Origin of the sequence: Chryseobacterium vrystaatense (assembly GCF_000737765.1) — a bacterium.
GTDB lineage: Bacteria > Bacteroidota > Bacteroidia > Flavobacteriales > Weeksellaceae > Chryseobacterium > Chryseobacterium vrystaatense.
The window spans coordinates 874105-894689 of sequence record NZ_JPRI01000001.1; the positions used below are offsets into that span (position 1 = coordinate 874105).

A 20585-nucleotide genomic window follows, 5' to 3' on the forward strand; every position below is an offset into this window, starting at 1 on the left:
TTTTAGGTCTTTTAAGAAACAGGAAATGAAATATTGATCTTCAGTCCTTTTTCAGATTCATTGTCAAAAATAATTGCTCCATGGATAGCTGCAATACGGGTTCCCGTATTTGTCAGTCCATTTTTGTAGATCATGTCTCCCGGAATCCCAATTCCATTGTCTGTATATTGAATTTTGACCATATTATTAAATTTTTCAAATTTGAAAACAACACGTGAGGCCTGACTGTGTTTTTTCATATTAACCAGTAGTTCACGTAGGATTTGATACACTTCATCAAAAGAAGATTGAGAAACTCCCAGCCATATTTCATTTTCGTTTCCTACCGTATAGGTTTGTATCGTATCATTTTTAAAGGAGGCAATAAGTGTGGAAATTTTTTCTTTATAATGCTTCTTATTATTTTCCAGTTCCGGCTTTTCATAGGATATATCTCTGGATTTCTCGTACACGAATTCCAGTTCATCAAGAGCGTTTTCTTTGTCAAAGTCTTCCTGATTTTCTATTTTGGTCATAACCTGGTAGATGCCGTTGGCTACTACGTCGTGGACTCTTTTTGAGATTCTCAACTGATCATTTTTCAGTTTAAGCTCATTCTCTTGTTTAAGCCTGGCCTGTCTTCTTCGGTAAAGAATAACAATGATTATAATAGCAACTATGGCTACTGCCAAAGCAGCTTGCTGACGTATCAATTGATTTTCTTTTTGAGCCTGATCAACCTTTAGCCGTTGGTTTTCTGTTTCTTTTTTCTCGCTGTCGTATTTAATATAAGCAAATTGTGTACTGTAGCTGTCTCTTTTAGCCTGAATGCTATCAGAAAGGGTTTTATATTCATTGAAGGTTTTTTTTGAATTTAAAGGAGTATCAGTAATGAGAATTTTTTCGAGAGCTTCTAATCTGTCGTCAGAACTTTTGTTTTTCTTGGCTGTGACAAGCATTTGTTTGGCATAAAATAGAGATTTTTCAGGGTTTTGATCTTTATTGATGTCAGAAAGATGTGAATAACTGGCGTTCATACCCCATTTATCGTCTTCTAAAATTCTTAATTTCAGGATGGTTTCTAATTCAGGTTCAGCATTGTAATGATTGTCAGCTGACCATAATATATATTCGATGTTGTCCCTTATAGTATTTGCCTCTTTATTATCAACAGAGTCTAAGACTATACTGTTTAAAATTTTTAAAGCATTTTTATAATCTTTTATTTTAGATAATGCGGATGCTTTATTATTTAATAACCTTGCTTTCGTTCTGTAATTTATATTTTCAGTTAAAGTTTTATTAATCCATTTGATTGATGCACTGTATTCTTTTTGGTTAGATTTTATATTAGCCATTGTTCCATACACCGAATAAAAACTGGTATCACCATCTTTCATATAGCTAAGGGCTTCTACTAAAGTTTCCTCGGCTCCTGTATAGTCTCCATTGCTGTTTTGTATATTAGCTTGATATATTAATACTTTTGAAATATTTGAGGAATCATGAGATAACTTGTATAAAGAAATTGCTTTCTGAAAATTTTCATATGCTAGTACATCATTTTTTTGAAACAACTCCATACCTCTGTCATAAAAAGCATCACCTTTAGCAGTGTCTTTATCTAAAACAACATTTTTCTGACAAGAGGTTGTAATAATGAAAATTGAAAAAAATAGAAATAATCTTATCATAAGTCTAAAATAAAAAAAACCACTCAAATGAAGAGTGGTTATTTTTATTTATTTTTTGGGAGGTAAAATTGGAAGTGTTTCTCCTCCCGTGTCTCCCGGTACTGTCGGCACTGTCATTGTTGACTGAACCTGGTTATGATCACTGTTATTATCTGATGTCGTGTTTGCGTTGTTATTTGAAAATGCTAATCCCAGTAGCATCAATATTAATTCTAACATTGTTGTAAAAATTTAAAAATTTGGCATTAGTGTTCTTCCTTGCGAAACAGATCGCAAGCAGTGTTACACGTTTAAAAATTTCGAAGCGCTTCTTAAATTTTTGGGAAGTAAACCTTCAAAAACGGAGGAGAAACATCTGCTTCCCAACCCGGAGTTTTCCTCCGTTTTATCTGGTGATTTTGAAATCAGTTTCGTATTTTTGTTTTTCTAATGTTTTGTTTGTCACTGATTTCTATGGCAAAGTAACGGCGAAAGGGAAAGTAGGGGTTAGAAAGTTTTTGGAAAGTTTTTGGAAAGTTTTGTACGGAAAACCGTAATGTTTTTAGTGTCAGACAGAGTATTTTCGACCTAATTTATTTAGTATGTCAAAATTTTTACCCCAGAAAAGGAAATTGCTGGAAGATGTCTATGAAAAGGCGTCGAACGCAACACCTGAAACAGCATTTAGTGCAATTTTAAAATCTTTGGAGAAAGATTTATTAGATGACTTTAAAATATTTCTCAGCTATAAAACTTTTGAAACATATTATAAAACAATTGTTGAAAAAGATGAGGACTATAATATTAAGCTAACTATTCTAAATGATTTAAGCTGTTATGTTGGATATGATAGTTTTAGAGATTATTGTTTAGATTGGAAGACTATAGAGTATACGGTAAGTCAGACTCTATCTAAAATAGTGATAAACATTACAAATAAACCCATTTTCACTATGCCTGAATTTATGAAACAGAATGGCTTAGGGGTATTTGGATTTATTTTTATTGCATTACTGGTAACTGGGGGAATCGTATTTTCAGGAGATAAAAAAAGAGTACACGAAAATTCAGGCCTTTCCTTTTTTATGAATACAGAAACCTCAAAAGAATGTATGTATTGGAATAAGAGAGAGTATAAACTGATAGAATGCACAGATAAAAATCCGCACAGAAATTTGGTTCCTGCAGACAGTATCAGATTAAAGCATTTCAAAAAGATTACAAGAAAAGACACATTGACGGTCGACAATGCGTTAGGTGTTACCTGGTATTCAAAGTTCTACGGAAATGTTGAGTTTTTTACAATGGATGGGAAAGATCCGGACAACGGACGCGAGCTGCGGGCATCTACACCTTATATTATTGAAAAATATGCAGGGATTTCTAAGGAATAAAATGAAAAAGGGCAAATAATTAGAAGTTTATTTGTCCTTTTTCATTTTTACGGTTGCGAGAAAGGTGGTTTTTGACCAGTATTTCCGCCTGTATCATTTCCATTTTCAGCTCCAGAATCAATACCGGTTGAATTATGGAAGACCTTTACTGTTGAGGGGCTTTGAATGGTAGGTAACATACCTAAACTGTTGCTGGTAGATGTAAATCCTAAGAGGATGAATATAAGCTGTATCATATTATTTGGGTATTAAGGAGGTGGCAGTTGTCCTGAATTTCCCCCAACAGGTCCACCATTATTATCTTCAAGGCTACTACCTGTATTGATATTTTGCTGTATGTGAGAAGATGTATTATTTTGCTCCGTATTGGTGCTGTTAGGAGATAAAAATCCTATTAGCATTACGATAAAATTGATCATTATATTTTATTTGGAATTAAATTATTTTTTTGGGGGAAGAATCGGACCGGTATCTCCACCCGTATCTATCGTTTCTGATGTTTTTGAAATAACGACACTGGAGTTTTGAGGCATTTCTGATGCTGTCTCTTTATTATTAGAAGAAATAAGTCCTAAAAGGACGAGTAAGAAATTAATAATAATATTAATTGTATATGGTTTTGTTATCCAAGTGGAGGAGGAATTTGTCCAGTATTTCCTCCAACAGGTCCACCATTATTATCTTCAAGGCTACTACCTGTATTGATATTTTGCTGTATTTGAGGATATGTATTATTTTGTTCTGAATTGATATTGTTGGGAGAAATAAATCCAATCAGTATTAAGATGAAATTGATCATAGATGAAAATTTAGTTTTTATTTTTTTGGAGGAACTTGTATAGTATTACCGCCCGTATCCATAGACTCTGGCTGAATGTTTTCTGAAATAGAAGTTTTATTGTTATGAACAGCAGTTGTATGATCAAAATGAGTGGAGAGAGATATCCCAAACATCAGAAAAATTAATTGTATCATTTTTTTAATAATAATAGTCATTAAATAAAAAAGAAAGTCCTGAACTATTTCAGGACATTCGTTTAGTCTTCAGTCAACATTCCTAATTCCCCAAAGTATTTTTTGAACTTCTGAATTTTAGGACCAACTACAGCGCTGCAATAAGGCTGTGTTGGATTAACGTTATAGTATCCCTGGTGGTATTGTTCTGCAGGCCAGAATTTCTCGAATTTTGACACTTCCGTAACGTAGGTGCCAGGCCATCTGCCTGAAGCTTCAGAGGTTTTGAGAGCTTCTTCTGCTTTAGCTTTTTCAGCGTCGTCTTTGTAGTATATAACAGATCGGTACTGGGTGCCGATATCGTTCCCCTGTCTGTTCAGCTGCGTAGGATCATGAAGAAAAAAGAATACATCCATTAGCTGTTCGTAAGAAATGATCTTAGGATCAAAAGTGATCTGTACAACCTCAGCATGCCCGGTTTCGCCTGTACAGACTTCTTCATAGGTTGGATTGGCTTTGTGACCTCCCGAATATCCTGAGATCGCAGACTGTACACCTTTAAGCATATTGAAACAGCTTTCTACACACCAGAAGCATCCGCCTCCGAAAGTGATCTGTTCTAAATTATTGTTATCCATTTTATTGATTATTTTATTTGAGGTTTTACCGATTCAGTTCTTGGATAAAAAGGGGAAAAACCTATCAAAAATAAGAAAAACTTTCTCATTTTGGATGAGAAACATGATGATTTAAAACAAAAAAAGCACCCTTAAAGGATGCTTTAATTATTATTTTAATGTCGTTTTTCAGTTTATTTTTCCCAAACCAAAGCACTTGCTCCAAGAATGGCAGCGTCTGCTTCATCGAGTTCACTGAAAACCAACTTTACTTTATTTCTAAAGATGGGCAGAAGGTTTCTTTCCATATGAAGCTTTGCAGGCTTCAAAATAAAATCTCCGGCCTTGATCACACCACCGAATAAAAGAATGGCTTCAGGTGAAGAAAACATTACGAAATTAGCCAGGGCTTCTCCCAGTTTTTGCCCTGTATATCTGAATACTTCAGTAGCGATAACATCACCTTTCAGTGCACATTCATGTACAGTTTTCGAGTTGATGGTTTCTTCCGGATACTGGTTCAGCATCGATTCTGGGAACTCGGCTCTCATCTTTTTGGCGGTGATCGCAATTCCTGTTGCTGAGGCATAGGCTTCAAGACTTCCCTCGGATCCTGTACTCCAGTGCTTTCTTCCACCTGGTTTTACAATAGTATGACCCAGCTCGCCGGCAAAACCGTCGTGTCCGTAAATCAAACTTCCATTAGAAATGATTCCGCTGCCTACTCCTGTACCTAAAGTGATCATGATAAAGTCCTTCATTCCTCGGGCTGCGCCAAAAAGCATTTCGCCCAAAGCTGCCGCATTGGCATCATTGGTGATGGTGCATGGCAGATCGAATTTGGCTTTCATCAAGTCACTGAAAGGAACTAATCCCTTCCAGGGTAGATTGGGAGCCTGCTCTATGGTTCCTTTATAATAGTTGGCATTAGGAGCGCCTACTCCGATTCCGTCAAAGTTTTTTTCTGTACCGTACTTATCGATCAGGGGTTTCACCTGCTCGTGTAAAGCATCGATAAAGTCTTCCACTTTCTCATACTCATCAGTTCTCAGATTTCCTTTTTCCAGAACTTCACCGCGGTGGTTCACTACTCCGAATTTTGTATTAGTTCCACCAATATCAATTCCGAGAGCAACTTGTTTTGATAAATCTATTAATGACATTTCTATTTATAAATTCTAAAGGGTTAAAATTATAAAAAAGATTGTATTAATAGATTATTAACAAAACTTTTATTTAAAAAACTTTTACGCTGTTTTAGCGGGTTTCTTTTTTCTTCTTCCCCACCATACCAGAAATCCGGTTACAGGCAATGATGCACAGATCAGACTGACAATAAATGCAATGATCTTTGTCGGAAGTCCTAAAATGGACCCTACGTGAATATCATAGTTGGCACCTACAGCTTTTTCACCAAAGTTTTTGTCCTTAGGATCATGGGTATGAAGCAGTTCTCCTGAGTTCTCATCAAAAATTAAGCTACTGCTCTTGTGATAAGAATAAGAAAGGTGTTTTACATAAACTTCAAAATTCGGATGTTCATGATCATCCATATGCTCATGGCCCAGGTCGATGGCAAAACCGAAGGCATCCGGGTATTTTTTAATCACCGTACTAATGACTTTGTCCAGGGTTCCTTCCGTTCTTAATTCTATAGGAGCTTTGGTTTTAATGTGTGAGAAGTCCGGATATTTTGTTTCTCCCCCGGAGAATATTACATAGATCATTGCCTGTACTACAAAGTAGGCATAAAACAATCCTGTAATAGTGAAGATTAAAGCAAAGATGGAAGAATAAAAACCAAGGATATTGTGTAGATCATAATTCTTTCTTTTCCAGCTTTTAATATTTTTCCATTTGAAAGAAAAGCGTTGCTTTCTTGCGGCTTTGTTTCTAGGCCACCAAAGTACGATTCCTGTGATGAGCATGATCAGGAAAATGATGACAGGAATTCCTACCACATAAGGCCCCCAATCCTGTTTCAGGAGGAAGCTCCAGTGAATCATTTTTACAATATTGAAGAATCCGTTCTTTTCATCATAAACCCTGAGAACTTTTCCGGTGTAAGGATTCACATAAGCTGCTTTATAAACCGGAAGCTCTTCAAAATAATTCCAGGCTTTGGTGTTGTGTTCATACCAGTAAAAAATGTAGGACATTTTTTTATCGATTGGAACATTTACCCAATGGACAGGATATTTTTCTTTTACCTGTTCCACCACAGATTTCTCCATTACTCTGATAGGAAGAACCTGTTTCTGCGCTATATTCTGCTCGTTGTGATAGATTACATCTTCTCTGGTAAAGTTTTCCAGTTCGTCTTTAAAAACATAAAGTGCTCCCGTAATGGAGATGATAAAGATCAGAAAGCCGATGCCGAGGCCAAACCACAGATGCAGTTTCGCAGACCATTTTTTAAAAAAGCCTGGTTTATTTTTATGATGATGTTTTTTCTTCATATGGCAGTTCAAAGTATCGCAAAGATATGTTTTACTTTTTATTTAGTTTAATTAAAATTTATACTCAAGCATTAAAGTACCTCTTGCTCCCGGCGCATTTACGAATTCGCTGTCACGGGAAGACCACCACGCGATGGCAGGCTGATAGATTTTGTTGAAAACGTTTTCAACCCCTACAGATACTCTCCAGTTTTTATTGACTTCATAACTTGATTTAAAATTAAAAATGGTGTATTCGGGAACGTTTCCTTCCCCGTAACCCAGTACTCCTGCAGCATTAGGCTGGAATCTGTCCTGCTCAAAGGCGTGTAACATGTCCAGTCCAATGGATAAAGCAGGTATTGGTCTTGCCTGAACATACGCAAGTACTTTTGGTGCAGAAATTCTGCTGTTATTGATTTTTGCTGAATAATCTCCATCGTCTTTTATGGATGTGATTCCTTCTATCCAGCTGTAGCTTCCTCCGAAATTAATCCATTTTGCAGGGGTAAAATGTAAGAATCCTTCCACACCATATACAATTTCCGGTGAACGCTGTATGGTTAATGACCTGTCTGCACTCTGTACAAAAGAAGCCCCAAGTTTTGAGGTACTTACGTATGAAGTGATTTCATAATTGATCCATTTTGAAATCTGCCCTGTCGCACCGAGCTCATAGTTGTTGACGATAATAGGTTTGGTTTCAAGATTTTGGATGGTTCCTTGGGTAGATGTTCTCAGAATTCTTCCTAATTCGTTGATAGAGTAGGACTGTGAAAAGCTTCCGAAAAGATTAATGAAAGGTTCAATATTGTATCGTACTCCTAAATTGGCTACCAGGGCATTATATTTTAATTTTCCACCGGTAACGAAGATACTTTTTGTGAAGGTTCCGTCAAGTTTCACTGAAGAAAGGGTATTGAAATCTCCTACTTTTACACTCATGTTTTCGTAGCGAAGTCCTCCTTTGATCGTTAGTTTTTTTAATAAATCAATTTTAACCAGAACGAAAGGAGCCAGGTTGGTCATATTCATGTCCGGTGTCCAGTAACGGCCGTCTTCCAGTTTCTGAACGGTTTGGTCATTAAGAAGGTCCATTCCATACATGATTTCTCCCTGGGAATTCTGAGCATTCCAAAGCCTGGTATCAAAATTTATTCTGGCACCGTACTTTTTGGAGATTACATTAGACTGTCCTCCGCCGAAGAAGGTGTCACTGTATCCGTATACCGTTCTGAAATCCTGCATATAAGCATTGAAGTTCAGTGAAGTGGTTCCCCAGAAAAGATTTTGATTGTCATAGTTGATCCTGAAATTATGGTTTCTGGGTGTTCCCTGAGGTGTCGTTTCAAGACCTTTGCCAACTCCTTCTCCAACAGTTGGTTTGATCCCGTATTTTCCGATGACCATTCCTAAATTAAGATCTGATTTTGAGGCATATCCGATATATGAGGCTTCAACTCTCTGATCTTTATTGATGGTATATCCTACTTTAAGCATTCCGTTATAGTTATCCATCTTTGCGGTACTGTAGGTAGGGGAAAGGCTTACTCCGTCTGCATCTTTCATATATCCCGTTCTTTCGTAGGCAAGAGAGAAAACGTAATCAAATTTAATCACCTTTCCGGATAAAAGCTGGCTGGCACGTACTCCCAGAGTTCCACCATAAGGTTGTGCTGTAAAACCGATCTGACTAAGTCCTGAAATATTTTTATCAGATTTGCTTTTTCGGGTGATATAATTGATAATCCCTCCATCTGCACCGTTTCCGTAAATGGATGAGGCCCCTTTAATAACTTCAATTCTTTCTATCACGGAAGGATCAATACTCCTGATGTCTCTTGCTCCATTCCTCAAAGGGGTAGACTGAGGAATACCGTCAATAAGCACAAGAACCTGTCTTCCTCTTAAAGTTTGTCCGGAGTTGGAAGTTTGTCCGGAGTTGGTCCCTAAACTGGGAACCGTATATTGAAGAATGCTGGTGATATCCGAATTGACCGTCAGCTGAGACTGAATCTGTTTTTCTCCAACAATTGTAATTGAGCTTGGTACCTCTTTAATATTTTCTTTTTTTCGTGAGGCAGTCATTACGACTTCATCTACGCTGTTGGTCTGCAGGCTGTCTGTTACCTGAGAAAAAACAGCAGCCGAGCCTAAGCATGCAGCTGATATAAGCACTTTTTTCATTATATTTTCTTTCCTTGTTTTTTTTGTTTTCCCCACCATACTAAAAATCCTGTAACAGGAAGTGAAGTGCAGATGAGTCCGGTAATGAACCAGAGAATTTTTCCAAAGAGCCCAAAATAGGAACCTGTATGGATATCATAGTTGGCATTGGCATATTTTTCGGCATTGCTCAACTTCTGATGAGCTTTCTCTGCGAGAAGTTTCCCTGAGTACTTATCAAAGACCAATGAATTTCTTTCACTGAAACGTCCTTCTTCACCATAAATAGTCACAGGAATATTCTTTAACTCCTTTCCTTTCTTATTTTTTCCGTTTAAAGGAATTCTGAAACTGGAAGATGTAGGATAGAGTTTTCTGGTTTTCTGTGCGGTAAGGTCATAAACTGAGGCGTTTTTTACCATTAAAGAATCCGGAGACTTAATCTCCTTGTCTTTTGGCATTTCTGTAGATCCCGATAAGGCAAGATTAAAAGTATTTTTCACATACGGATAGGCAAAATAAATTCCTGTAATACTGATTAAAAGAGCAAAGAATGACGCGTAAAAACCTAATACATTATGAAGATCATAGTTTTTGCGTTTCCAGGTTTTTACATTTTCCCAGCTGAACCAAAAGCGACCTTTTCTTGCTTTTTTATTCTTGGGCCACCATAAAACAATTCCGGTAATCAGCATGAAGATAAACAGCACAGTAGGAATTCCGACCACATATTTTCCCCATTCGGAGTTTAGAAGAAGGCTCCAGTGAATGTATTTCAGGATGTTGAAAAAATTATATTTCTCATCATAAACAGCTAGAATCTTTCCGTTATACTGATCTACATAAACGAGTTTATTGATTTTAACTTCTTCAAAATAATTCCAGCCTTTTTTGTTTTTTTCGTAGTATGAAAAACGGTAAGATTTATTTTTGTCCAAAGAAATTTCAACCGCGTTAATGGGGAATTTTTCATTCAGTTCCAAACTTACTTTTTCCTTAAGTACTGCAATCGAAAGCGGTGTTGATGAAGATTCTTTCACATACATGGCTTCTTTTCGCAGGCTGTTCTGTATCTCGTCTTTAAATACATACAGGGTTCCGGTCAGCGAAACGATAAAGACAATAATACCAACGGACAAACCAAACCACAAATGCAGTTTGGCAGACCATTTCTTTGTAAAAGAAACTTTCTTTTTATGGGGGTGTTTTTTCTTCATAGCAAAAAGTTAACCTCCGTAGAGGCTAACTTTTGATTATTTAAAATTTATATCCTATTGACAGTCTGAAGTTTCTCGGTGCTTCCGCTTGATAATAGTAGTAATTTCCATACGGTGAGCCGGAATATAAGTATCTGTTAAATACATTAAATACATTCAGCCCCACTCTGAATTTAGAATTTTCCCAAGAAGCACCAGCATCGAATTTTACATAGTCGCCCATTTGCTGGGTATTTGTACCACCCCAGTCCCAACTGCTTCTGTCTCCCAGGTAAGTTCCACCGAAACTTAATCCAAATCCTTCTAGAAGTCCGTCAGTGAATGTGTAATTTAACCATCCATTGGCTGTATGTTTTGCATAGCCAGGAACTCTTTTTCCTTCAGGATTGTTTTTAGGATCGTTAGATTCTGTAATTTTATTTTCTGTAAATGCATAGTTGAAGATTGCATTGAATCCTCTTGTAATCTCTCCCTTAAGATCAAACTCTACTCCCTGAACTCTTGTTTTACCAAGTAAAATTGAGTACTGTTCAGATGGGCTATTGGCAGGATCATTTATAGTAGCATTATTTTTTATGATATTATAGGCTGAGATTGTCGTATTCCATTTTCCACCAAACCAGTCTTTCTTTACACCAACTTCCATATTGTTTCCAGTGATTGGCTTTACGGTGCTGCCGTCTCTGAAAATAGCTGCTTGCGGAACAAATGCCTGGTCATATAAACCGTATACAGACATACTTTCATCGATAGAATAGCTGATACCTATACGAGGGGTTATTTTGTCTGCTTCAGATTTTGTTCCATAATTATTCTCTTTTACGTTTGTGTATCGTGCAGCAAGGGTAAGTCTCAATTTGTCATCCAAAAAGCCTAACTCATCCTGTAGGTATAATCCGGTATAGTTTTGCTCAATTGTACTTCCTGCTCCTGCTCTTACAGAAAGAGGTTTGCTGGTACCATCAAAAGCAAGGTAACCGGGAGTATTGTTATTGTTTGGTCCGGAATATGGATTGGTACCATTGATGTCATAATTACCGGTATTTAGATTATACCAGTAGTTATGATCTGCAGGCTTTGTATAATCATCGGTTTCATTATAACGATCAAGGTTATACCCCTGAGACCAGTCTGCCATATATTTTTTACTACCTAAGTCAAGACCTGCTAAAATTTTATGTGAAACAGCACCTGTTTTTACGTATCCATTTAAGAAAACCTGCCCGAACTTCATGGTATTATCAGCTTCCCAATAATTGAGACGGCGGATCATGTAGTTTCCTTCAAAATTACTTGGCCAGATATCGCTTCCCATGGTATATTCATTAACGTACGTTAACTGGGATGTCAATTTCCAGTTTTCGTTGAATTTATGCTGTAAATTGATATTAACTGTATTGTTATCAACTTTTGTCGGATCAATACCCGGGTCAGTATGAGTGTAGCTTGCAGGTCTTGTTGCATAACCATCAAAACTGAAAACATAGGCAGAACCTACTTCAGACATTTTTGCTTTTTGGTAGATATATTCTGCCGTTAAGGTTGTTTTCTCTGAAAGCTTTACTTTTAATGAAGGGTTGATGATGTATCTGTCATTGAATTCATAGTCTCTGAAACTGTTTTTGTTCTGAGCCATTAAATTCAATCTGAAAGCTACTTTTTCCGTAATCTTAGTGTCAATATCTGCTTCTCCTCTGTACATATTGAAGCTTCCAAGGGTAACTCTTGCGGTTCCGTTTAGTGCATTTCCCGTCGGTTTCTTAGTGACGATATTATAAATACCGCTTGGCTCACCATTTGACATTAAGAAACCTGAAGGTCCTTTGATAAATTCGATATGGTCTACAAAACTCATATCTTCACTTAGCGGTCCCCAGTTAGAAGTGACATTCACTCCATTCATAAATGCTGCTGCTCTGGAACCTCTCATATTCACTCTGGTGTACATATCACCCCAGTGCTCCAGTCTCTGCGCTCCGGCAACGTTTCTCAATACACCGTCGCTTAAAGTGGTTACCTGCTGGTCTTCCAATGCTCGTCCGGTAATAATGGAAATGTTTTGTGGAATCTTGATAAGATCTTCGTCCAGACGAAGAGAAGACGATCCCTGCTTTTCTACGTATTTTTTGTAATATTTTCCATTGACAATCACTTCTTCGATGTCATTAGATTTAATCGTATCTTTTTCTTGGGCCAGAGCGAGCATAGATGTTAATAATGCAGCTCCTATCGTTATCTTTTTCATTGTCTATAAGTAGTGTCTAAATAAGTAATAGATTAAAATTTATAAGTAAGCGTTCCCATTGCATTAATGAGTTTCTGCGGATTGGCAGTCGTATATCCGATCCAGTAATGTTCATTGGTGAAATTGTCTACTTTTACGCCTATTCTGAATTTTTTGGCATCATAGTAAGCACTGGCGTTCAGTACGAAATAGGAAGGCAAAGAAAATACGTTGTTGGTAGTGACGTGAGTTTCAGAATCAGTCTCAAGATTGTTAACGATCTTATTTTCGCTGGCGTAATTAGCTCCCACTCCAAAGCCTAAACCTTTTAATTTACCGTCTAAAAACTGATAACTTGCATAAAGGTTTGCCAGATAAGGAGATCCTGATGTATTAGGTCTTCTATTTATAACAGAGGTATCAGCTTGTGTATATTTTGAATCATTGTACGTAAAACCGGCAATCATTGTAAACCCTTTTACCAGATAAGCATTCACTTCAAGTTCAACTCCTCTGCTTACAATAGTTCCATCCTGTATCTGTGCCTGAGGAGCCTCTGTAGTAGGAACACTTCTTAAAACATCTTTTACTTTGATATTGTAGTAACTGAAAGTAGAAGATACCTTTCCATTAAAAAGGCTTGTTTTGATCCCTCCTTCCATTTGATTGGCCTGTTCTGGTGTTGGTGTTCTTACAACTTTGTCAGTGCCAGCATAGAAGGCTAGGTTTTTAAAGCTGTTCTGATAATTTCCAAAAATAGAAACTTTATCTTTTATCACTTCGTAAACGATTCCAAGCTTTGGGGAAAAAAAAGTCTGTTTGAATTGTTTGGACTCTTCCTGGTCTGCAGGACCTAGAATACCAGGATGATTGTTAAAGCTATCAACACGCAATGCCATCAATACATTTAAAGTACTGGTGATATTCAGTACATTGGAAATATACATTGCATAATTTTCCTGTATTCCTCTGTTAATGTATGGCTTTTCATTTCCAGCCATAGTATTATACATGGCCTGAAGTGCCGTTCCATTGAAGTTAGCATAGTTAAAACCAGCCTGATGTAATGGTACGGGTACAGACTTATCTTCATCGTTTTTATCAAAGCCGTTCACATCATAGAAATTCTGATTATTGTTGATCCTTAAGTAATCAAATCCTAAAACAACACGGTTTCTTAAGTTTCCAATTTTAAAATCGCCGTTGAAGTTCTGCTGGAAATTAATTGATTTTTTTCTGCTGTCTCTGGTCGACTGATCACTTCTGAACATACTGGAAGCCTCATCACCAGAAAAATACAGATAAGGCATAAATCCGTCAGAATAACTCGAAGAACTGCTGAAATTAGTGGTAGACGTAATTGAATTGGAGATTTTATATTGTACCTGCCCAAAGAAATTGATGCTTCTTCCTGTATTGGTAAGGTCTTTTCCTAAATATGAATTTTTGTAATCCAGGTTAAGGTCTTTGATATTATTAACCTGCTGTAAATATTTTCCTGAATAAAAGAAAAAAGTCTGATCGCTCATACTTTTCATTTGGAATAATTCCATATCCAGATTAATACTTAATCGGTCTGTAGGCTTATAGCTTAAGCTTGGAGCAATAGCCAGATTTCTTCTGAAACCCTCCGTCTGGAATGTGCCCTCATTGGTATAGGCTGAGTTTAAACGGAATAAAAGTGTCTTATCATTGGTAAGGGGAGTGTTGATATCAACAGCAGCTCTGTAAGTATCGTAGCTTCCGCCAGCTAAACTTACACTGCCTCCAAATGTTTCAAAAGGTTTTTTCGTTACACGGTTGATAACACCTCCATAACTGGTCAGTAAACTTCCGAATAATGTTCCTGATGGACCTTTTAGAACTTCAAGCTTTTCAAGGTTGACAGCGTCTATCGTACTTGTTACAGCTCCCAAAACTCCATTTCTCAATGAGTTGGCAGATACAAATCCTCTTAAACTTACATAAGCACCCCCGTCACCAGCTCTTCCGTTGGAAGTCCACATAGTCTGCAGACCTGTAATGTTCTTGAAAGCATCATCAACAGTAAAAATTCCCTGATTTTCTAAAATTACTTTATCTACGCTCGAGTAAACTTGTGGATTTTCGATCGCCTTCAAAGGCATCTTATTGGAATACTCACTGTCTTTTTTGACATAGGTATTGATGATCACTTCATCAATGCTTTTTAAGGCTGTTGAATCCTTTTCCTGAGATAAAACCAGTATAGAACCCAACAATGAGGCACAGATCAGTACATTTTTCATGAAAGCCAAATTTTTTGCAAATATATTGTTTTTAATTGTTCTAAATAAATAACGGAATTGATATTTATCATGAAATTGCTAAGTACTGAATAACAAAACCCCGCTTCAGCTAGTGCTAAAGCGGGGTTTTTATGAGATTTTATTATTAATTTCTTAAGCTGGAATTTCTCCTTTGTATAAGAAAGAAATAATTTCTTTGTTCATTTTGTCAACCATTTCACTGAATAAGTGGAACGATTCCTGTTTGTAAATCACCAATGGATCTTTCTGTTCGTAAACGGCACCTTGAGAAGATCTTCTCAGGTCATCCATTTCACGAAGGTGAAGTTTCCAGTTTTCGTCGATAATCGATAACGTGATATTCTTTTCAAAATCATTGATCAGACTTTCACACTGAGTATCAAAAGCTTCTTTAAGGTCAGCTACAATAGTCATTGTTTTGTGTCCGTCTGTGAAAGGCACCTGGATCATTTTGAACATTGAACCCTGATTCTGATATACATTCTCAATGATAGGGAATGATTTCTCTTTCAGTAGGTTCAGTTTCATTCTGTAATCTTCCTGAGCTGCTTTGAAAACAAGATCTGTCAATTCCGGAACCTGCTTAGTCTTGAAATCATTTTCAGAGACAGGAGATTCCATTGTGAAGAATTTAATAATATCAAATTCAAAATCTTTATAGTTTCCTGTAGCTTTTCCTTTTGTTACAATTGAATTGGAAACGTCGAAGATCATGTTCGTAATGTCATACTTCAGGTGATCACCAAAAAGAGCATTCTTTCTTCTCTTATAGATCACATCACGCTGCTTGTTCATTACATCATCATACTCAAGAAGTCTCTTTCTGATCCCGAAGTTATTTTCCTCTACTTTTTTCTGAGCTCTTTCAATAGACTTGCTGATCATAGAATGCTGAATGACTTCACCTTCTTTATGACCCATTTTGTCCATCATTTTTGCAATTCTCTCAGAACCGAACAGACGCATTAGATTATCTTCAAGCGATACGTAGAACTGAGAACTTCCTGGATCTCCCTGACGTCCTGCTCTACCTCTAAGCTGTCTGTCAACACGTCTTGAATCGTGTCTTTCTGTACCGATAATGGCTAAACCTCCCGCTTCTTTTACTTCTTTAGAAAGTTTAATATCGGTACCACGACCCGCCATGTTGGTAGCAATCGTTACAGCACCTGGCTGTCCTGCTCCAGCTACAATTTCTGCTTCCTTCTTGTGAAGTTTCGCATTCAATACCTGATGAGGAATTTTTCTTAACTGAAGTGCTTTTGAAAGTAACTGAGAAATTTCAACAGACGTAGTACCTACAAGTACCGGTCTTTTTGCTGCTGTTAATTTTTCAATTTCTTCAATTACAGCATTATATTTTTCTCTGTTAGTTTTGAAAACTAAATCCTGTTTGTCATGTCTTATGATAGGACGGTTGGTAGGAATAACTACAACATCTAATTTGTAGATTTCCCAAAGTTCTCCAGCCTCTGTTTCAGCAGTACCCGTCATCCCCGCAAGCTTATTGTACATACGGAAATAATTCTGAAGTGTCACTGTTGCAAAAGTTTGGGTTGCCGCCTCAATTTTTACGTTTTCTTTCGCTTCGATCGCCTGGTGAAGTCCGTCTGAATAACGTCTTCCTTCCATGATACGTCCTGTCTGCTCATCAACGATTTTTACCTCGCCGTCAATCACTACATACTCATCATCTTTCTCAAATAATGTATAGGCTTTCAGTAACTGGCTCATCGTATGAACTCGCTCAGATTTTTCAGCAAAATCACTGAAAAGTTTTTCCTTAGCCTCGAATTCTTCTTCTTTAGTTAAATTTTTAGCTTCAACTTCAGCAATCTCAGTTCCGATATCAGGAAGAACGAAAAAGTTTTGATCAGAGTTTCCTTGAGACATGTATTCAACACCTTTGTCTGTAAGATCCACCTGATTGTTCTTTTCTTCGATGACAAAGTAAAGGTCTTTATCTACAATAGGCATATCACGGTTGTTATCCTGCATATACTGACCCTCAACTTTTTGAAGTAAGGCTCTGTTTCCGCTTTCTGATAAGAACTTGATTAACTGTCTGTTTTTTGGTAAACCTCTGTAGGCCTGAAGTAGTTTGAATCCTCCTTCTTTGGTGTTTCCTGCAGAAATTAATTTTTTAGCTTCATTGAAAATGGCAGAAACCGTTTTCTTTTGAACCTCGACGATTCTGTCAATAGATGGCTTCAACAAATCGAATTCCTGTCTGTCACCCTGAGGTACAGGACCGGAAATGATCAATGGTGTTCTTGCATCATCTACCAATACAGAGTCAACCTCATCCACAATGGCAAAGTTCAATTCTCTCTGTACCAATTCTGAAGGTGAAGTTACCATGTTATCTCTCAGGTAATCGAAGCCAAATTCGTTATTTGTTCCGTAAGTAATATCTGAGTTGTATGCTTTTCTTCTTCCGTCTGAGTTAGGTTGGTGGTTATCGATACAGTCGATAGACATTCCATGGAACTGGTACAATGGTCCCATCCATGCGGAGTCTCTTTTCGCAAGATAATCATTTACCGTTACTACGTGGACCCCTCTTTCCGGAAGAGCATTTAAATATATAGGTAATGTTCCTACTAAGGTTTTACCTTCACCGGTAGCCATTTCTGTGATCTTACCGCTGTGAAGAATAACCCCTCCGATAAACTGAACATCATAATGAACCATATCCCAGTTAACAGGTGTTCCGGCAGCATCCCATGAGTTTTTCCAAACAGCCTGATCTCCCTGGATTTCTACGAAATCTTTACCTGCAGCAGCCAATTGTCTGTCCCAGTCAGTAGCTTTAGTACGGATTTCTCCATTCTGAGCCCATCTTCTCGCTGTTTCTTTTACCAATGCAAAAGCTTCAGGAAGGATTTGGCCAAGAACTTTCTCTTCAATATCGTATGATTCTTTCTTAAGAGCCTCAATTTTTGTGAAAAGGGCTTCTTTTTCATCTACGTTAGCTGAATTTTTTACCTGCTCTTTTATCTGATCTATCTGAGCTGTTATTTTGCTGGTTGCAGATTTAATATTTTCTTTAAACTCAGCAGTTTTTTCTCTCAAACCATCATCAGACAATTGCTGGATGTTTGGCTCAACAGCTTTGATTTTTGTTACAACTTTTTTTACTTCTTTTAGGTCCTGCGCTTTTTTGTCTCCCAAAAACCCTTTAAGAACTTTGTTTAAAAAACTCATAAATTTTTTGCTTTATGCTTAAAGTAAATGCCTTAAGCGTTTTACTGACACGCTTATCGTGTGAATTTTATATATAAAAAAGGGCAAATAAGCTCTAAGCACACTGCTTAAAGCTTATTGCTTTAATTAATATTCGTCTTCGTTCCAAAGGAAATCCTCGTCGGTAGGATAGTCACTCCATACCTCTTCGATAGATTCATAGATCTCACCTTCGTCTTCAATAGCCTGAAGGTTTTCTACTACTTCCATTGGTGCACCAGTTCTGATTGCATAGTCAATAAGTTCTGCTTTTGTCATTGGCCAAGGTGCGTCACTTAAATAGGAGGCTAGTTCTAATGTCCAGTACATAATTTCTGATTTTTTTTGCAAAAGTATAAAATTAGCTTATATTAAACGCTTTTTTACACTTGATTTTCAATTCTTTTTGATTAATTTTTGTTCATTGCCCGTCGTAGACCGCATTACGGCTGTACTGACAACTTATATGATGTCATTTTCTCAAAAACCATTCCACAAATTTTTTTATGCCATTTTGGAAGTCTGTGTCTGGTTTGTAACCTATTAATGTCCTAGCTTTTGCTATATCTGCATTGGTTTTCAGGACATCTCCAGGCTGCATTGGCAGAATTTTCTTTGTGGCAGAAATTCCCAGAGCTTTTTCTATGGCAGCAACCATTTCTGATAAAGCGACCACTTCACTTCCTCCAAGGTTAATGATTTCATAGATCCCGGAATGAGTCTCCAGATAATGAATAGATTTCGTAATCCCCTCAGTGATATCATCAATATAAGTATAATCTCTTGCCGTGTTTCCGTCACCGTAAAACGGGATTTCGTGACCATCTGAGATGAGTTGTGTGAATTTGTGAATAGCAAGATCTGGTCTCTGTCTTGGGCCATAAACCGTAAAAAACCGAAGTTGGATCATGTCTATGTCGTATAAATTATGGTAAACATGTCCTATGATTTCGCCACTCTTTTTTGTTGCAGCATAAGGTGAAATAGGATGGTCTACATTGTCGGTTTCTGCAAAAGGTATTTTCTCATTGTTGCCATAAACGCTTGATGAAGATGCACATATGAACTTGTTGATTTTGAATTCCCTGCAGAGTTCCCAAAGATTCATGCTGCCCCGCACATTCACTTCTTCATATTCCAGTGGTCTTTCAATGGAAGGGCGTACGCCAGCCAGTGCAGCAAGATGAATAACAAGGTCGATCCTGTGATTTTTAAAAATGTTCTCAAGTCCCTCTTTATCACGGATATCCTGATAATACATCTGATATGCAGCTGACTTGGAAAGGAGGATTAAATTTTTGATATCGGTCTCTTTGTCCGAAAAATCAAAATCAGAATTTTTATCAATAGACTCTAAAGTGTTTTTAATTTTTATCTGATAATTATAGAAATCATCAAAATTGTCAACGTTTATGACAGAATGTCCATTTCTTAATAATTTTTCTATTAAATGAGAACCGATAAATCCGCTTCCCCCTGTTACAAGATAAGTCATTTGTGATTTTTTAGTGGCACAAAAATATAAATTTACTTTTTGAAAATATAATCATTAAATTTACTTAAAAAAGTAATATAAACAGTATGCAGTTTCAAGGGCAAATTTTAAAAATGACGAGCTATGATGCACAGCCGATCCAGTATTATCTAAATCTTTCAGGAGATCTTATCCATATGAATGAGCTGTTCGGAAAAGAACTTCGTATAAAACATATTGGATTTCAGTGTGTCAACTGCGGCGAAAACAAAGCTATTTATAGAATGGGGTTCTGTAAAAGCTGTTTCTTTGAAAGTCCATATGCGAGTGATACAATCATTCGTCCTGAGCTTTCTACTGCCCATTTAGGAGTTGCCGAACGTGATCTGGAAGTAGAAAAACAAATCCAGCTGCAGCCTCATACTGTATATCTTGCATACACAGGCGACGTAAAAGTTGGGGTAACAAGGAATACCCAAATCCCAACCAGATGGATTGATCAGGGAGCTACCTTTGCACTGCCAATTGCCAGAACAGAGAACCGTTATGAGGCAGGAATGATAGAAGTAGCCTTAAAAGAACATCTTCCCGACAAAACCAATTGGAGAAAAATGCTTCAGGATGATTTTGAAGGAGAAATGGATTTGGCTGACTTTCAACAAAAGATCAGGCAGTATTTCCCCGAAGATTTTCAGAAATTTTACAGTGAAGGTGAAGATTTGTGGAGGTTTGACTATCCTTTTGAAAAGCCTGCTAAGGTGACCTCATTTACATTGGACAAAAAACCGGAATTTACAGGAAAGCTTACAGGAATTAAAGGACAGTACCTTAGTTTTGACGGAGCAGATTTTATGAATGTGAGAGGGCACGAAGGTTATGTAATTGAACTGGAGATTAAAAATTAATCTTATATTTAAGATAACAACCACCAAATCC

General features: G+C 37.1%; 16 protein-coding genes. 2 read left to right on the forward strand and 14 right to left on the reverse strand.

Going from position 1 to position 20585, the window contains the following annotated elements:
- Positions 1–11: 11 nt before the first annotated feature.
- Positions 12–1673, reverse strand: a complete 1662-nt coding sequence (locus IW16_RS04080; RefSeq protein ID WP_034739930.1) for a tetratricopeptide repeat-containing sensor histidine kinase — start codon at positions 1671–1673, stop codon at positions 12–14.
- Positions 1674–2254: 581 nt separating this feature from the next.
- Here IW16_RS04080 and IW16_RS25585 point away from each other — a divergent pair.
- Positions 2255–3046: a hypothetical protein gene (locus tag IW16_RS25585; protein WP_051889895.1), complete on the forward strand. Its 792-nt coding sequence runs from the start codon at positions 2255–2257 to the stop codon at positions 3044–3046.
- A gap of 47 nt (positions 3047–3093) precedes the next feature.
- Here IW16_RS25585 and IW16_RS26420 read toward each other — a convergent pair whose 3' ends face one another.
- The 13 genes from IW16_RS26420 to IW16_RS04140 form a co-directional block, all read right to left on the reverse strand.
- Positions 3094–3282, reverse strand: a complete 189-nt coding sequence (locus IW16_RS26420) for a hypothetical protein (protein ID WP_131327833.1) — start codon at positions 3280–3282, stop codon at positions 3094–3096.
- 12 nt (positions 3283–3294) lie between these two features.
- On the reverse strand, positions 3295–3447 hold the full coding sequence (locus IW16_RS26505; protein WP_165571950.1) for a hypothetical protein: 153 nt from the start codon (positions 3445–3447) through the stop codon (positions 3295–3297).
- A 221-nt stretch (positions 3448–3668) separates the two neighbouring features.
- Entirely contained in the window at positions 3669–3845 is a 177-nt protein-coding gene (locus tag IW16_RS26510) for a hypothetical protein (protein WP_165571951.1), read from the reverse strand.
- Positions 3846–4083: 238 nt separating this feature from the next.
- A complete protein-coding gene (msrA, locus tag IW16_RS04095) occupies positions 4084–4638 on the reverse strand; it encodes a peptide-methionine (S)-S-oxide reductase MsrA (RefSeq protein WP_034739933.1) in 555 nt (184 codons plus the stop codon).
- A gap of 173 nt (positions 4639–4811) precedes the next feature.
- Positions 4812–5780, reverse strand: a complete 969-nt coding sequence (locus IW16_RS04100; RefSeq protein ID WP_034739934.1) for an ROK family protein — start codon at positions 5778–5780, stop codon at positions 4812–4814.
- 84 nt (positions 5781–5864) lie between these two features.
- Entirely contained in the window at positions 5865–7076 is a 1212-nt protein-coding gene (locus tag IW16_RS04105) for a PepSY-associated TM helix domain-containing protein (RefSeq protein ID WP_034739936.1), read from the reverse strand.
- Between the two features lie 51 nt (positions 7077–7127).
- Positions 7128–9242, reverse strand: a complete 2115-nt coding sequence (locus IW16_RS04110) for a TonB-dependent receptor (RefSeq protein WP_034740560.1) — start codon at positions 9240–9242, stop codon at positions 7128–7130.
- Complete coding sequence (locus IW16_RS04115; RefSeq protein ID WP_034739938.1) at positions 9242–10438, reverse strand: PepSY-associated TM helix domain-containing protein; 1197 nt, start codon at positions 10436–10438, stop codon at positions 9242–9244. The genes IW16_RS04110 and IW16_RS04115 overlap by 1 nt, the downstream gene beginning before the upstream one ends.
- Before the next feature lie 40 nt (positions 10439–10478).
- Complete coding sequence (locus IW16_RS04120; protein ID WP_051889897.1) at positions 10479–12683, reverse strand: TonB-dependent siderophore receptor; 2205 nt, start codon at positions 12681–12683, stop codon at positions 10479–10481.
- Between the two features lie 32 nt (positions 12684–12715).
- Positions 12716–14929: a TonB-dependent siderophore receptor gene (locus tag IW16_RS04125; RefSeq protein ID WP_034739940.1), complete on the reverse strand. Its 2214-nt coding sequence runs from the start codon at positions 14927–14929 to the stop codon at positions 12716–12718.
- A gap of 153 nt (positions 14930–15082) precedes the next feature.
- Positions 15083–18157 carry a preprotein translocase subunit SecA gene (gene secA / locus IW16_RS04130; RefSeq protein ID WP_034739941.1) on the reverse strand — a complete coding sequence of 1025 codons (3075 nt, stop codon included), beginning with the start codon at positions 18155–18157 and terminating at the stop codon, positions 15083–15085.
- Positions 18158–18283: 126 nt separating this feature from the next.
- Positions 18284–18505, reverse strand: coding sequence for a DUF2795 domain-containing protein (locus tag IW16_RS04135; protein ID WP_002662059.1), 222 nt, complete (start codon positions 18503–18505; stop codon positions 18284–18286).
- A gap of 142 nt (positions 18506–18647) precedes the next feature.
- Positions 18648–19670: a GDP-mannose 4,6-dehydratase gene (locus IW16_RS04140; protein WP_034739943.1), complete on the reverse strand. Its 1023-nt coding sequence runs from the start codon at positions 19668–19670 to the stop codon at positions 18648–18650.
- Positions 19671–19756: 86 nt separating this feature from the next.
- Here IW16_RS04140 and IW16_RS04145 point away from each other — a divergent pair, with 86 nt between their 5' ends.
- Positions 19757–20554, forward strand: a complete 798-nt coding sequence (locus IW16_RS04145) for a DUF2797 domain-containing protein (RefSeq protein ID WP_034739945.1) — start codon at positions 19757–19759, stop codon at positions 20552–20554.
- The last annotated feature ends 31 nt before the right edge of the window (positions 20555–20585 follow it).

Excerpts from the sequence above, each read along its gene's own strand:
- IW16_RS04115 (WP_034739938.1), bottom strand. The coding sequence starts at position 10,438 with ATGAAGAAAAAACACCCCCATAAAAAGAAAGTTTCTTTTACAAAGAAA.
- IW16_RS04100 (WP_034739934.1), bottom strand. The coding sequence starts at position 5,780 with ATGTCATTAATAGATTTATCAAAACAAGTTGCTCTCGGAATTGATATT.
- IW16_RS26505 (WP_165571950.1), bottom strand. The coding sequence starts at position 3,447 with ATGCTAATAGGATTTTTATCTCCTAACAGCACCAATACGGAGCAAAAT.
- IW16_RS04145 (WP_034739945.1), top strand. The coding sequence starts at position 19,757 with ATGCAGTTTCAAGGGCAAATTTTAAAAATGACGAGCTATGATGCACAG.
- msrA (WP_034739933.1), bottom strand. The coding sequence starts at position 4,638 with ATGGATAACAATAATTTAGAACAGATCACTTTCGGAGGCGGATGCTTC.
- IW16_RS25585 (WP_051889895.1), top strand. The coding sequence starts at position 2,255 with ATGTCAAAATTTTTACCCCAGAAAAGGAAATTGCTGGAAGATGTCTAT.
- IW16_RS04105 (WP_034739936.1), bottom strand. The coding sequence starts at position 7,076 with ATGAAGAAAAAACATCATCATAAAAATAAACCAGGCTTTTTTAAAAAA.
- IW16_RS26510 (WP_165571951.1), bottom strand. The coding sequence starts at position 3,845 with ATGATCAATTTCATCTTAATACTGATTGGATTTATTTCTCCCAACAAT.
- IW16_RS04135 (WP_002662059.1), bottom strand. The coding sequence starts at position 18,505 with ATGTACTGGACATTAGAACTAGCCTCCTATTTAAGTGACGCACCTTGG.
- secA (WP_034739941.1), bottom strand. The coding sequence starts at position 18,157 with ATGAGTTTTTTAAACAAAGTTCTTAAAGGGTTTTTGGGAGACAAAAAA.
- IW16_RS04120 (WP_051889897.1), bottom strand. The coding sequence starts at position 12,683 with ATGAAAAAGATAACGATAGGAGCTGCATTATTAACATCTATGCTCGCT.
- IW16_RS04080 (WP_034739930.1), bottom strand. The coding sequence starts at position 1,673 with ATGATAAGATTATTTCTATTTTTTTCAATTTTCATTATTACAACCTCT.
- IW16_RS04125 (WP_034739940.1), bottom strand. The coding sequence starts at position 14,929 with ATGAAAAATGTACTGATCTGTGCCTCATTGTTGGGTTCTATACTGGTT.
- IW16_RS04140 (WP_034739943.1), bottom strand. The coding sequence starts at position 19,670 with ATGACTTATCTTGTAACAGGGGGAAGCGGATTTATCGGTTCTCATTTA.
- IW16_RS26420 (WP_131327833.1), bottom strand. The coding sequence starts at position 3,282 with ATGATACAGCTTATATTCATCCTCTTAGGATTTACATCTACCAGCAAC.
- IW16_RS04110 (WP_034740560.1), bottom strand. The coding sequence starts at position 9,242 with ATGAAAAAAGTGCTTATATCAGCTGCATGCTTAGGCTCGGCTGCTGTT.